The organism is Streptomyces sp. NPDC002889 (genome assembly GCF_042888425.1).
Lineage (GTDB): Bacteria > Actinomycetota > Actinomycetes > Streptomycetales > Streptomycetaceae > Streptomyces.
In genome coordinates, this window is the sequence record NZ_JBIAPT010000002.1 from 197,531 (window position 1) to 210,493 (window position 12,963).

The following is a 12,963-nucleotide window of genomic DNA, read 5'->3' on the forward strand; positions in this document are numbered from 1 at the left end:
GGCAAGGGCGTTGAGGGCCTCCTCCGAAGGCGCGGCAGCTCAGCGCAGGGTCGGGACCTCGCCGCCGTCCGCGTGGGTGAGGGTGGTGCCGGCCAGTCCGCGCAGCCAGTGCTCGGCGATCTCGGCGATACGGGACCGGTCGGGCGGGGTGGCGCCCAGCCCGATCGCGTAGCGGGTGGTGGTGAACGGGCGGGGCCAGGCATGGGCGTCCGGGGCGCCCGCCGCCTCCAGCGCACTGAGCAGCGCGCGCATCCTGCCCCGTACGCGGCCCTCGTCGGGGCCGGGGCTGACGGTCACGACCGCCCAGGCCGCGTGGCGCCGGTGCAGCGGTGGCGGACCAAGGAGCTCCGGCCACGGGTCCGCCGCTGTCTCCAGGACTTCCCAGGCGCGGTAGAGCTCCTGGGCCAGAAGGTCGCGGCCGCCGGCCAGGACCTGGTCGGTGCAGGGGCGGACCGGTGCGGTCGGAGTCATCACCGTGACCGGCAGGGGAGAGGCGGGGCCGCCGACCGGGGTGCGCCAGTCCCAGGCTGCCCAGGTCGCGAAGAACTGCCGGAGCAGGTCCCGGGCGGGCAGGTCGCCGCACTCGCGGACGGTACGGGCGGCCAGGACGCACCAGGCCAGGCCGGGCAGCCCGCCGAACGGGGCCGAGTCCAGGCCGCGGGCCCTGGCCCATGCCTTGACCTCCGCGGCCAGCCGGGTGAAGGCCTCCCGGTGGTCGCCCACCATGGTGAGCACCGCGTCCGCGTCGCTCACCGCGCTGAGCGCGACCGCGGCCGCCTCGTCCAGTTCGGTGCGTCGCGCGACCGCCTCGGCCGGGGGCATCGCACCGGTGGCCACGACGACCAGGTCGACGCTCAGAGCATCGAGGGTCGGAGCATCAAGGGCAGGAGCGTCGATGGTCGGGGCGGCGACGGTGAACCGCAGCCCCGGAACCCTCGCCCCGACCACTGCACGCAGCCCGGTCGCCTCGGGCACCGCCGCCGCGACCCGGGCACGCACCTCGTCCAGGCTGCCCGCGCCCGGCAGCGCGGCCACCAGGTCGAGGTCCGCGCCGGGCAGGGCGCACCCCATGCGCCGGGAGCCGACCACGTACACGACACCCTCACCGAGGGACTCCGCAACACGCTGCGCGATCCGCCGGGCCCGCGTGGCCGCCGCCCGGCCCTCGGGGCCGGGGGCCGCCGTCCCGGCCGTCGGCGGGGGGAAGCCCGTCCGCCCGGCGCCGGTCGCCGGGACGGGGCCAGCCTGCGGACCGGGCGTGCCCGGATCGTCGACCGGGATTTCCGGCCATGTGCGTACCTCGCCCGTACCCAGAGCCACCGTCGCCCGTACCCGCATCGGCTCGTCGCCGCGGCGCGACAGCAGCACCAGTTCGCCGACCTGGGCGGTCAGCGCGCCGCCGAGGCGGGACGTGCACTCGGCGGTGAGCCCATGCGGATCGCGGGTGCGGCCCAGGCTCAGATGGGGGGTAAAGCCTTTGCGGTGACCGCGGCAGCGCGGAAACCGCTGTTCCAGAGCTCGCCGCAGCTGCGCCCACGGCTCGTCCCCGGCGGCCGCCGGGTCGAGCCAGACCGTCGCGTCCTCCCGGTGCCCGAAACTGTGGATGCCCTCGAGCCGTGCCTCGAAGGGCTCGATGCCCGCGGCCGCCGCGGCGAGCAGCGGGGCCGCCGCGTCGAAGTCCGACTCCGGCACGAAACCGAAGAGCACATTGACGTGCGGCGGCCAGCGCCGGATCTGCGGGTCGTGGTCGCGGCGGATGTCCTGGATCGGTGGCCACTGGTCCTGCGGCGGCAGCCACGCGACGGCCGTACGCGCCGTCGGCCGGGCGTCGAGGACGCCGGCGGGAGCGTCGTCGACGCCGTCCAGGCTCAGATCCGCCTCGACGCCGTAGTGGTCGGAGACGTACAACCCGTCCGCCTCCGGCCTGTCGCCCCGCAGTAGGGCGCCGTCCGCCCGCAGTCCCTGCGCGCGCAGCAGCACCCTGTCCAGCCGGGAGGCCCGCCCGGACAGCGAGGAGACGGCGGCCAGCGGATTGACGCCCGGATCGAAGGTCGGCGTACGGTCGTCCGCCCCGTGCACCTCGCTCCACGCGTCCCGCATGCCGAGTGTCGTCTCGGGGGCGTCGCCGCCGTCGTTGAAGTCGCCCACCAGCACGAGGTCGCCCTCGACACCGGCCAGCCCTTCCGCGAGCCGGACCAGTTCGGCCTCGCGCCGTGCCGGGCCGTTCTCGGAGTGGTCGCTGGTCAGATGGGTCGTGGCGACCGCGAGTGGACCGGAGGCCGTGTCGACGACGAAGGCGGTGACCGCCTTGTGCGGGCCGAGGACATGCAGGCCAGCCTCCCGTACGGGCAGCCGGCTGAGGAGCAGCAGCCCGCTGTCCTCGACCTCCTTCCCGCCGGGATCGGTGCCCAGCGTGTAGCCGTCGCGCACCCAGGGGGTCCGCAGGAGCAGGGCGAGCAGTTCCGCCTCCACCTCCTGCAGCGCGATGACGTCCGCGTCGGCGTCCCGGAGGGCCGCCAGCAGCAGCGGGCGGCGCCGGGCGGTGTCGATGCGGTCGCTGTCGTACCGGTCCCACAGCGTGTTCCAGGTCAGTACGCGCAGCCCCGCCGTGGCCGCCGCACCCCGGGGCGTGGCCGCGGGCACCCAACCGCCCTGCTCCCGGGACCAGGCGTACGGAGTCCGCGCCGCGAAGAAGGGCGCACGCAGCCGTCGCGGGTCCTGTATCCGCCCGGCGTCCGTCGCGTCGATACGGTCCACGCCCGTGGTCCGGTCCCAGACGACCTCGCCGTCCGCCTCGAAGAACAGCACCCGGTGCCAGGGGATCTCGCCGCCGGGGTCGAAGGTGTCCAGCGGGATCCGCTTGGGCGGGGCGGACCGCTGGTTGATCCCCATGACGAACCGGGCCGGGTCGAAGCGGGCGTCCCAGCGGACCCGGTGGTAGATCTCCTCGCTGGTACGCACCTACGCCTCCTCCTCGACGGTTCCGCCCGCTCCGATGTACCAGGTGCGGTGCGCCTCGCCGGGGTACGGCGGGACGAACCGGTGCAGCTGCGCGTCGAGCACCGCGGGCGGCACCGGGTGCGCCCGGCCGGCATTGCGCCGGGCCAGCTCGTCCCCGTCGACCAGCACCACCGCGTGCGTGAGGAGAGCGTCGCGGCGGTGGGCGACCGCGTGCACCAGGGAACGCTGGTGCGGGTTGAGCGACGTGGCGTCCCACACCACGGTCCCACCTTCGGCCAGTGCGGTGTCGAGCCGTCCAAGGCCCGCCCGCAGCACGTCCCCGTTGGCCTTCTGGTCGGCGCGTGAGCCGCGGGCGTCACGCAGATCGTCCAGCGACACATAGGTGTCGACGCCCTCCAGGCCGCGCGCGAAGGTGCTCTTGCCGCTGCCGGATGGACCCACCATGTGGATCAGCTTCGGGAACTCACCGGAGCGCCGGCGCCAGGTCGCCGCGACGGCCTCCTCGACGGTAGAGATACGCCCTCGCGCGTACGCCTCGCGCGCCTCGGCCCGGCACAGGTCGGCCGCGTCGGCGTCCAGAGCGGCGAACGCCTCCCGCAGCCCCTCCAGGGACCCGGCCTCCTCCGCGTGCAGCGCGGACCAGTCCACCTGCTCACGCGCTTCGGCATCCGGCGCGACGGCCCCCGCGACCGCGTGCACCACTCCCAGGTCGGCGGCGTACGACATCCGTACGAGGCCGGCCCTGCGCTTCTCGTCGGGATACGGGTGGTGCAGCCCGGCGTGCAGCCCGACGAGATCGGCGACGCGCCGCGCGAGCGGCATGCCCAGCGGTGCGGCCAGCCGGGCCGCGAGCGTGCCCCGCCGACTGCGGTGCAACAGCGCGGCGAGCACCCCGGCGAGTCGAGGGTCCCCGGACCGCCCCAGCGCATCGAGCCGCGCGGACACCTCGGCCGCGGCAGCCCCGTCCCCGTCGGGCACCCCTACGGCGCGCATCAGCGCCGCCGCGTCGGGCGCGGCACCGGACCGCACGGCCCACAGCGCGGCGGCCGGGCCCAGCCCGTTCTCCACGACGGTGGCGTGCATCCAGTGCGTATCGGTCCGTACGTGCCCCGGCCGCACCCACTTGGCCATCCGCGCCGCGAACTCCTGCGGGCCGAAGCCGTCGACGGTGCGTACGACGTACCCCTCCTGGCGCTCGGTGTCGAGTTTCATCGCCCGCAGGGCCCGATCGGCCCGCCGGTCGAAGACCCCTCGCCAGAGCACCGCGGGCACGGGAACGCCCAACCCCCGCAAGAACGCGACGGTTTGGTCCCAGTCCAGGCACCGGCCCTCGCCGTCCCAGACCGAGAACCCGTAGAACAGGCTGTCCAGGTCCTCGTATGCGATCGAGTGCCGGGCGTACATGTTCTCCCCGCACAGCCGCCACCCGTCCGGAATACCGTGCGCGATCCGCCCGTGCAGGGCCTTGATCCAGGCGCGGGAGGGGTGGTGCCCGGAGTCGAGCGACCGGGCGTGCAGCCCGTCGGCGTAGAGCGTCGTGTTCTCGCCGTCGAGCTTCTCGGTGACGACGACTTCGCGGCCGAGGAAACCGCTCAGACCGGCGACCCGTACATCGTCCGCGGTGGCGCCGGGCGACCACGGCAGATGTGGTGTCCGCGGATAGTGCGTGCGCATGGCGAATCGAATTCCCCCGGTGACGATGACGTGCCCCGGTCACTGTAGGAGCGCGGAGGAGTCCTGATCGACCGAATAAGTCGGCGCCGACAGGTGCGTTGGGGGATTGTGGATCAGGTCGTGTACGCGGATTCCGGTCTCACCGGAATCCGCGTACACGATCCCGAAGAGGGGCCGCCTCGGAGGCCGCACGCACGGAGCGGGACTCGTCCGGGCGGTGGCGCGGCGGCTCGACCGGCAGTGGGCGTTACTTCAGCATGTACCGGCAGGGCTTGCCCGAGTCGTCGGCGCTCTTGGCGACCACCTTGCCGTCGACGGTGATCGAGCACCTCGCGCCGACCAGCTTGCTGTCGGGCCCCATGATCGTGCCGGGCGTGACGATCACCAGACGGCCGACCTTCTGCTCCGCGCCGACTGCCGCGATGGTGGCCGTTTCCTTCCAGGGCAGGGTCTTCTTCTCGAAGCCCGAGTCGTCGAGGGTCCACATGACGTTGGCCTCCCCCGTTCCCAGCACCTCGATGGTCACCTCGTGCGGGGTGCCCTCGCCGGTGATGCGCTCGGCGGTGGAGTCCTTCGGCTTCTCGGACTGCTGCGCGGCGGAGTCCTTCCCGCCTGCCTTGTCTCCGCTCTCTCCGCCGTCCCCGCTGTTCCCGCAGCCCGTCAGCAGAGCTGCGGCCAGGACGAACGCTGTCGCGGTGAGTGACTTGCGCATGCTTCCCCCGTGATGATCGTCTGTGGCGGGGGACCCGCCACGGCTCAGCCGACGATCTTAGTCAGCGCGGTGGCCGCCGATCGAAGGGCACCGCTCACGCAGGGCGCACCTGTCTCGCGAGGGCATCGGCAGGCGGCGTGGGGTGCCGCGCCGGAAGGGGCGACGGGACGGCCGGCCGTGATCCGCGCTCGCGATCGTCGCCGGGCGATCCCGACCAGTGGCCGGCGGAACGGGGACGGGGCCGCGGAGGGCCCCTGCCACCCGGAGCCTGCCGTTCCGCGTGCCGCAGTTTGACGGTCAACCCCCGAGGGGTACTCTTCTCGGCTCGATTGGCCAGGGCTGGGGCCGGTGTGGCAGACTGTCCGGGTTGCTCGGTTGAGTGCCGATGCTGCGCGCCTCCCGTCGGGAGGACCGGAAGCGAGTCCCACAGTACTCGTCGCCCCATCTGCCGTGAGGCAGCGCTGAGGCGGACGTACGGGAATCTTTCGGGAAGTGTCAGCGGGGTGCAAACCAGGCGCCCGGTGGGTGTTCTCCCCCGGCTCGCGGTCTTCAGGCCCGCACCCCTTGGTTGGGAAATCCTTCGGGAATTCTTCGTAGAGGGAATGCGACACGCCCGACCGCGGGGGTCGGAGAGAGAACGAGAACCTTCCAGGTTCCAGAGCGTTTCGAGAGACAGGACTACTAGTAGCCATGGCGGGACAGAAGATCCGCATCCGGCTCAAGGCCTACGACCACGAGGTCATCGACTCTTCGGCGAAGAAGATCGTCGAGACGGTGACTCGCACTGGTGCGTCGGTCGCAGGCCCGGTGCCGCTGCCCACTGAGAAGAACGTGTACTGCGTCATCAAGTCGCCGCACAAGTACAAGGACTCGCGCGAGCACTTCGAGATGCGCACGCACAAGCGCCTGATCGACATTCTCGACCCGACGCCCAAGACCGTTGACTCGTTGATGCGCCTGGACCTTCCGGCCGGCGTTGACATCGAGATCAAGCTCTGAGAGGCGCGGAAGAGATGGCTAAGCAGATCAAGGGCGTCCTGGGCGAGAAGCTCGGCATGACCCAGGTCTGGGACGAGAACAACCGTGTCGTCCCGGTGACCGTTGTCAAGGCCGGGCCCTGCGTCGTTACCCAGGTCCGCACGAACGACATCGACGGCTACGAGTCGGTCCAGATCGCCTTCGGCGAGATCGACCCGCGCAAGGTGAACAAGCCCCTCAAGGGCCACTTCGCCAAGGCCGACGTGACCCCCCGCCGCCACCTGGTGGAGCTCCGTACCCCTGACGCCAGCGAGTACACGCTGGGCCAGGAGATCACTGCCGAGGTGTTCGAGTCCGGCGTCAAGGTTGACGTCACGGGCAAGAGCAAGGGCAAGGGCTTCGCCGGTGTCATGAAGCGTCACAACTTCAAGGGCCTCGGCGCCGGTCACGGTACCCAGCGCAAGCACCGCTCTCCCGGTTCGATCGGTGGCTGCGCCACCCCGGGCCGTGTGTTCAAGGGCCTCCGCATGGCGGGCCGCATGGGCAACGAGCGGGTCACCACCCAGAACCTGACCGTTCACGCCGTTGACGCGGAGAAGGGCCTGCTCCTGATCAAGGGTGCGGTTCCTGGTCCCAACGGCGGCCTGGTCCTGGTCCGCACTGCGGCCAAGGGGGCCTGAGGACTATGAGCACCATTGACATTCTGTCGCCCGCCGGCGACAAGTCCGGGACCGTCGAGCTCCCGGCCGAGATCTTCGACGCCAAGATCAGCATCCCGCTGATCCACCAGGTCGTCGTCGCGCAGCTGGCCGCTGCCCGTCAGGGCACGCACAAGGTCAAGCGCCGTGGCGAGGTCCGTGGTGGTGGCAAGAAGCCTTACCGCCAGAAGGGCACCGGCCGCGCCCGTCAGGGTTCGACCCGTGCGCCGCAGTTCGCCGGCGGTGGCGTCGTCCACGGCCCCACGCCGCGTGACTACTCGCAGCGGACCCCGAAGAAGATGAAGACCGCCGCCCTGCGCGGTGCCCTCACCGACCGGGCCCGCAACTCCCGCATCCACGTCGTCACCGGCGTGATCGAGGGAGAGGTCTCCACCAAGGCCGCGAAGACCCTGCTGGGCAAGATCAGTGAGCGCAAGCACGTGCTCCTGGTCGTCGAGCGGGCCGACGAGGCCGCGTGGCTGTCCGCCCGCAACCTGCCCCAGGTCCACATCCTGGAGCCGGGCCAGCTGAACACGTACGACGTGCTCGTCTCCGACGACGTGGTCTTCACCCAGGCCGCCTTCGAGTCCTTCGTGTCTGGCCCCAAGGCCGCTGACAACGAGGGGAGCGAGGCCTGATGGCCGAGATCACGAGCAAGACCTTCACGGACCCGCGCGACGTTCTCGTCAAGCCGGTTGTCTCCGAGAAGAGCTACGCGCTGCTCGACGAGAACAAGTACACGTTCATCGTCGCGCCCGGTTCCAACAAGACCCAGATCAAGCAGGCCGTCGAGGCGGTCTTCTCGGTCAAGGTCACCGGGGTCAACACGATCAACCGCCAGGGCAAGCGCAAGCGCACCCGCACCGGTTTCGGCAAGCGCGCCAACACCAAGCGCGCCATCGTGACCCTTGCCGAGGGCGACCGTATCGACATCTTCGGCGGCCCGACCTCCTGACGGAGGTCGAGTCGTCCGGAATCGGACGAGGACTGAGAAATGGGAATCCGCAAGTACAAGCCGACGACGCCGGGCCGCCGTGGCTCCTCCGTCGCCGACTTCGTCGAGATCACGCGGTCCACGCCGGAGAAGTCGCTGGTCCGCCCCCTGCACAGCAAGGGCGGCCGTAACAACACCGGTCGTGTGACCGTCCGTCACCAGGGCGGTGGCCACAAGCGCGCCTACCGCGTGATCGACTTCCGTCGTCACGACAAGGACGGCGTGCCGGCCAAGGTCGCTCACATCGAGTACGACCCGAACCGCACCGCGCGCATCGCGCTCCTGCACTACGCAGACGGCGAGAAGCGCTACATCATCGCGCCCAAGGGCCTGACGCAGGGCGACCGTGTCGAGAACGGCCCGGCCGCCGACATCAAGCCCGGCAACAACCTGGCGCTGCGCAACATCCCGGTCGGTACGACCATCCACGCCATCGAGCTGCGGCCCGGCGGCGGCGCGAAGTTCGCCCGCTCCGCGGGTGCCTCCGTGCAGCTGCTGGCGAAGGAGGGCACGATGGCCCACCTTCGTATGCCGTCCGGTGAGATCCGGCTGGTCGACGCCCGCTGCCGCGCCACCATTGGCGAGGTCGGCAACGCCGAGCAGTCGAACATCAACTGGGGCAAGGCCGGCCGTCTGCGCTGGAAGGGCGTTCGCCCGACCGTCCGCGGTGTCGCGATGAACCCGGTTGACCACCCGCACGGTGGTGGTGAGGGCAAGACCTCCGGTGGTCGCCACCCGGTCAGCCCGTGGGGTCAGAAGGAGGGTCGTACTCGCTCGCCGAAGAAGGCATCGAGCAAGTACATCGTCCGCCGCCGCAAGACGAACAAGAAGCGCTAGGAGCGGGTTTAGATGCCGCGCAGTCTCAAGAAGGGGCCCTTCGTCGACGGACACCTCATCAAGAAGGTGGATGTCCAGAACGAAGCAGGCACCAAGAACGTCATCAAGACCTGGTCCCGTCGCTCGATGATCGTCCCGGCCATGCTCGGCCACACGATCGCGGTGCACAACGGCAAGATCCACGTCCCGGTGTTCGTCACCGAGTCGATGGTCGGCCACAAGCTCGGTGAGTTCTCGCCGACTCGCACCTTCCGCGGCCACGTCAAGGACGACCGGAAGTCGAAGCGCCGCTAACGCGGGGTGACTGACTATGACTTACACCGAAGGGACAACCATGGAAGCCAGGGCCCAGGCGCGGTACATCCGCGTCACGCCCATGAAGGCCCGCCGAGTGGTGGACCTCATCCGTGGCATGGATGCCACGGAGGCTCAGGCGGTCCTGCGTTTCGCCCCGCAGGCCGCGAGCGTGCCGGTTGGCAAGGTGCTGGACAGCGCCATTGCCAACGCTGCACACAACTACGATCACACCGACGCCTCTTCGCTGGTCATCAGCGAGGCGTACGTGGACGAGGGCCCGACCCTGAAGCGGTTCCGTCCGCGTGCTCAGGGCCGTGCCTACCGGATCCGTAAGCGGACCAGCCACATCACCGTGGTCGTCAGCAGCAAGGAAGGAACCCGGTAATGGGCCAGAAGGTAAACCCGCACGGGTTCCGGCTCGGCATCACCACGGACTTCAAGTCCCGGTGGTACGCCGACAAGCTGTACAAGGACTACGTCAAGGAAGACGTCGCCATTCGTCGCATGATGACGAAGGGCATGGAGCGAGCCGGTATCTCGAAGGTTGAGATCGAGCGCACCCGCGACCGCGTCCGCGTTGACATCCACACCGCCCGCCCGGGCATCGTCATCGGTCGCCGTGGCGCCGAGGCCGACCGTATCCGCGGCGAGCTGGAGAAGCTGACCGGCAAGCAGGTCCAGCTGAACATCCTCGAGGTCAAGAACCCCGAGGTGGACGCTCAGCTGGTGGCCCAGGCCGTCGCCGAGCAGCTGTCCTCCCGCGTCTCCTTCCGTCGGGCCATGCGTAAGAGCATGCAGAGCTCGATGAAGGCCGGCGCCAAGGGCATCAAGATCCAGTGCGGCGGCCGTCTCGGCGGCGCCGAGATGTCCCGCTCGGAGTTCTACCGCGAGGGCCGCGTGCCCCTGCACACGCTCCGTGCGAACGTCGACTACGGCTTCTTCGAGGCCAAGACGACCTTCGGCCGTATCGGTGTGAAGGTCTGGATCTACAAGGGCGACGTCAAGAACATCGCCGAGGTTCGCGCCGAGAACGCCGCTGCCCGCGCCGGCAACCGTCCGGCCCGTGGCGGTAACGACCGCCCGGCCGCCCGCGGTGGCCGTGGTGGCGAGCGTGGCGGTCGCGGCCGCAAGCCGCAGCAGCAGTCCGCGCCGGCTGCCGAGGCCCCCAAGGCCGACGCTCCCGCCGCCTCTGCCGCTCCGGCTGAGAGCACCGGAACGGAGGCCTGACCGAAATGCTGATCCCCCGTAGGGTCAAGCACCGCAAGCAGCACCACCCGAAGCGCAGCGGTATGTCCAAGGGTGGTACGCAGGTTGCGTTCGGCGAGTACGGCATTCAGGCCCTCACTCCGGCGTACGTGACCAACCGCCAGATCGAGGCGGCTCGTATCGCGATGACCCGCCACATCAAGCGTGGCGGCAAGGTCTGGATCAACATCTACCCGGACCGCCCGCTGACGAAGAAGCCTGCCGAGACCCGCATGGGTTCCGGTAAGGGTTCCCCGGAGTGGTGGATCGCGAACGTCAAGCCCGGTCGGGTGATGTTCGAGCTGTCCTACCCGAACGAGAAGATTGCGCGTGAGGCGCTTACCCGCGCTGCTCACAAGCTTCCGATGAAGTGCCGGATCGTTCGGCGCGAGGCAGGTGAGTCGTGATGTCTACCGGTACCAAGGCGTCCGAGCTGCGCGAACTGGGCAACGAGGAGCTTGTTGCCAAGCTCCGCGAGGCCAAGGAAGAGCTGTTCAACCTCCGCTTTCAGGCGGCGACCGGTCAGCTCGAGAACCACGGTCGGCTGAAGGCCGTCCGCAAGGACATCGCGCGGATCTACACCCTGATGCGTGAGCGCGAGCTGGGCATCGAAACGGTGGAGAGCGCCTGATGAGCGAGAGCAACGTGACTGAGAACAAGACCGACCGCGGTTTCCGCAAGACCCGTGAGGGTCTGGTCGTCAGCGACAAGATGGACAAGACCGTCGTCGTCGCCGTCGAGGACCGTGTGAAGCACGCGCTGTACGGCAAGGTCATCCGCCGTACGAACAAGCTCAAGGCGCACGACGAGCAGAACGCTGCCGGCGTCGGCGACCGCGTCCTCATCATGGAGACGCGTCCGCTGTCGGCGACCAAGCGCTGGCGCGTCGTCGAGATCCTCGAGAAGGCCAAGTAATTTTGCGGGGTTCTCCCGTCAGGGAGGACCCGCATGCCCCCCGCTGGGGGCTGCGCCCCCAGGCCTTCGGGCCTGGGAGGCGGGGACCCAGCACTAGTTCCGCCAGGCTCGGCGGGGTCGATCGGATCCCGCCGGGAACCGGCAGACGATCAGGAGATAAGACGTGATCCAGCAGGAGTCGCGACTGCGTGTCGCCGACAACACTGGTGCCAAGGAGATCCTTTGCATCCGTGTTCTCGGTGGTTCCGGTCGCCGCTACGCGGGCATCGGTGACGTCATCGTCGCCACCGTCAAGGACGCGATCCCCGGTGGCAACGTGAAGAAGGGTGACGTCGTCAAGGCGGTCATCGTTCGCACCGTCAAGGAGCGCCGCCGCCAGGACGGCTCGTACATCCGCTTCGACGAGAACGCCGCTGTCATTCTGAAGAACGACGGCGATCCTCGTGGCACCCGTATCTTCGGCCCGGTGGGCCGTGAGCTGCGCGAGAAGAAGTTCATGAAGATCATCTCGCTCGCGCCGGAGGTGCTGTAAGCATGAAGATCAAGAAGGGCGACCTGGTTCAGGTCATCACCGGCAAGGACAAGGGCAAGCAGGGCAAGGTCATCGCGGCCTTCCCCCGCGAGGACCGCGTCCTGGTCGAGGGTGTCAACCGGGTCAAGAAGCACACCAAGGCCGGCCAGACCGCTCGCGGTTCGCAGACCGGTGGCATTGTGACGACCGAGGCCCCCATTCACGTGAGCAACGTTCAGCTCGTCGTGGAGAAGGACGGCAGCAAGGTCGTCACGCGCGTCGGTTACCGCTTCGACGACGAGGGCAACAAGATCCGCGTTGCCAAGCGGACGGGTGAGGACATCTGATGGCTACCACCACCACTCCGCGTCTCAAGACGAAGTACCGCGAGGAGATCGCGGGCAAGCTGCGTGAGGAGTTCTCGTACGAGAACGTCATGCAGGTTCCCGGCCTCGTCAAGATCGTGGTCAACATGGGTGTGGGCGACGCCGCCCGCGACTCCAAGCTGATCGATGGTGCCATCAAGGACCTCACCACGATCACCGGCCAGAAGCCGGCCGTCACCAAGGCCCGTAAGTCCATCGCGCAGTTCAAGCTGCGTGAGGGCCAGCCGATCGGTGCCCACGTCACTCTTCGTGGCGACCGCATGTGGGAGTTCCTGGACCGCACCCTGTCGCTCGCGCTTCCGCGCATCCGCGACTTCCGTGGTCTGTCCCCCAAGCAGTTCGACGGCCGTGGCAACTACACCTTCGGTCTCACGGAGCAGGTCATGTTCCACGAGATCGACCAGGACAAGATCGACCGCGTCCGGGGTATGGACATCACCGTGGTCACCACGGCGACCAACGACGCTGAGGGCCGTGCCCTTCTCCGTCACCTCGGCTTCCCGTTCAAGGAGGCGTGAGCCGTGGCGAAGAAGGCTCTCATTGCCAAGGCCGCCCGTAAGCCCAAGTTCGGCGTGCGTGGTTACACGCGCTGCCAGCGTTGCGGTCGTCCCCACTCCGTCTACCGCAAGTTCGGCCTGTGCCGCGTGTGCCTTCGTGAGATGGCTCACCGTGGCGAGCTGCCGGGCGTGACCAAGAGCTCCTGGTAATTCCCTCGTTGGGAATCACCGGAAGCTCTCGGTAAGTATCTGGTCGGT

General features: G+C 69.3%; 18 protein-coding genes. 15 read left to right on the forward strand and 3 right to left on the reverse strand.

Features of this window, described 5'->3' with window-relative positions; genetic code table 11:
* Positions 1–39 precede the first annotated feature (39 nt).
* The 3 genes from ACFYWI_RS03735 to ACFYWI_RS03745 all read right to left on the reverse strand — a co-directional run bounded on the left by ACFYWI_RS03735 (position 40) and on the right by ACFYWI_RS03745 (position 5,347).
* Complete coding sequence (locus tag ACFYWI_RS03735) at positions 40–2,961, reverse strand: poly(A) polymerase (RefSeq protein ID WP_389224779.1); 2,922 nt, start codon at positions 2,959–2,961, stop codon at positions 40–42.
* Positions 2,962–4,635: an RNA ligase family protein gene (locus ACFYWI_RS03740; RefSeq protein WP_389224781.1), complete on the reverse strand. Its 1,674-nt coding sequence runs from the start codon at positions 4,633–4,635 to the stop codon at positions 2,962–2,964.
* Positions 4,636–4,882: 247 nt separating this feature from the next.
* A complete protein-coding gene (locus ACFYWI_RS03745) occupies positions 4,883–5,347 on the reverse strand; it encodes a hypothetical protein (protein ID WP_389224783.1) in 465 nt (154 codons plus the stop codon).
* 690 nt (positions 5,348–6,037) lie between these two features.
* Between ACFYWI_RS03745 and rpsJ the strand changes: the two genes are divergently transcribed.
* From rpsJ to ACFYWI_RS03820, 15 genes are all read left to right on the forward strand, one after another.
* On the forward strand, positions 6,038–6,346 hold the full coding sequence (rpsJ, locus tag ACFYWI_RS03750) for a 30S ribosomal protein S10 (protein WP_003948644.1): 309 nt from the start codon (positions 6,038–6,040) through the stop codon (positions 6,344–6,346).
* Between the two features lie 14 nt (positions 6,347–6,360).
* Entirely contained in the window at positions 6,361–7,005 is a 645-nt protein-coding gene (gene rplC / locus ACFYWI_RS03755) for a 50S ribosomal protein L3 (protein WP_005313592.1), read from the forward strand.
* A gap of 5 nt (positions 7,006–7,010) precedes the next feature.
* A complete protein-coding gene (gene rplD, locus ACFYWI_RS03760) occupies positions 7,011–7,661 on the forward strand; it encodes a 50S ribosomal protein L4 (protein WP_389224786.1) in 651 nt (216 codons plus the stop codon).
* Positions 7,661–7,978 carry a 50S ribosomal protein L23 gene (rplW, locus tag ACFYWI_RS03765; protein ID WP_389224788.1) on the forward strand — a complete coding sequence of 106 codons (318 nt, stop codon included), beginning with the start codon at positions 7,661–7,663 and terminating at the stop codon, positions 7,976–7,978. Before rplD ends, rplW begins: the two co-directional genes overlap by 1 nt.
* Before the next feature lie 39 nt (positions 7,979–8,017).
* On the forward strand, positions 8,018–8,854 hold the full coding sequence (rplB, locus tag ACFYWI_RS03770) for a 50S ribosomal protein L2 (protein WP_108151510.1): 837 nt from the start codon (positions 8,018–8,020) through the stop codon (positions 8,852–8,854).
* A 12-nt stretch (positions 8,855–8,866) separates the two neighbouring features.
* Complete coding sequence (gene rpsS, locus ACFYWI_RS03775; protein ID WP_003966956.1) at positions 8,867–9,148, forward strand: 30S ribosomal protein S19; 282 nt, start codon at positions 8,867–8,869, stop codon at positions 9,146–9,148.
* A 40-nt stretch (positions 9,149–9,188) separates the two neighbouring features.
* A complete protein-coding gene (gene rplV / locus ACFYWI_RS03780) occupies positions 9,189–9,536 on the forward strand; it encodes a 50S ribosomal protein L22 (RefSeq protein ID WP_004571827.1) in 348 nt (115 codons plus the stop codon).
* Positions 9,536–10,378: a 30S ribosomal protein S3 gene (gene rpsC / locus ACFYWI_RS03785; protein ID WP_389224790.1), complete on the forward strand. Its 843-nt coding sequence runs from the start codon at positions 9,536–9,538 to the stop codon at positions 10,376–10,378. Before rplV ends, rpsC begins: the two co-directional genes overlap by 1 nt.
* A 5-nt stretch (positions 10,379–10,383) precedes the next feature.
* A complete protein-coding gene (gene rplP / locus ACFYWI_RS03790; protein ID WP_014047785.1) occupies positions 10,384–10,803 on the forward strand; it encodes a 50S ribosomal protein L16 in 420 nt (139 codons plus the stop codon).
* Positions 10,803–11,027, forward strand: a complete 225-nt coding sequence (gene rpmC / locus ACFYWI_RS03795) for a 50S ribosomal protein L29 (RefSeq protein WP_142214203.1) — start codon at positions 10,803–10,805, stop codon at positions 11,025–11,027. The genes rplP and rpmC overlap by 1 nt, the downstream gene beginning before the upstream one ends.
* The gene (gene rpsQ / locus ACFYWI_RS03800; RefSeq protein WP_389224792.1) at positions 11,027–11,311 is read left to right on the forward strand and encodes a 30S ribosomal protein S17; all 285 of its coding nucleotides are present in this window, start codon (positions 11,027–11,029) and stop codon (positions 11,309–11,311) included. The genes rpmC and rpsQ overlap by 1 nt, the downstream gene beginning before the upstream one ends.
* A gap of 163 nt (positions 11,312–11,474) precedes the next feature.
* Positions 11,475–11,843, forward strand: coding sequence for a 50S ribosomal protein L14 (rplN, locus tag ACFYWI_RS03805; protein ID WP_003956455.1), 369 nt, complete (start codon positions 11,475–11,477; stop codon positions 11,841–11,843).
* A 2-nt stretch (positions 11,844–11,845) separates the two neighbouring features.
* Positions 11,846–12,169 (forward strand): 50S ribosomal protein L24, encoded by a 324-nt coding sequence (gene rplX, locus ACFYWI_RS03810; protein WP_389224794.1) that lies wholly within the window; start codon positions 11,846–11,848, stop codon positions 12,167–12,169.
* Positions 12,169–12,726, forward strand: a complete 558-nt coding sequence (rplE, locus tag ACFYWI_RS03815) for a 50S ribosomal protein L5 (protein ID WP_347727997.1) — start codon at positions 12,169–12,171, stop codon at positions 12,724–12,726. The genes rplX and rplE overlap by 1 nt, the downstream gene beginning before the upstream one ends.
* 3 nt (positions 12,727–12,729) lie before the next feature.
* On the forward strand, positions 12,730–12,915 hold the full coding sequence (locus tag ACFYWI_RS03820) for a type Z 30S ribosomal protein S14 (protein ID WP_003948630.1): 186 nt from the start codon (positions 12,730–12,732) through the stop codon (positions 12,913–12,915).
* Positions 12,916–12,963 lie beyond the last annotated feature (48 nt).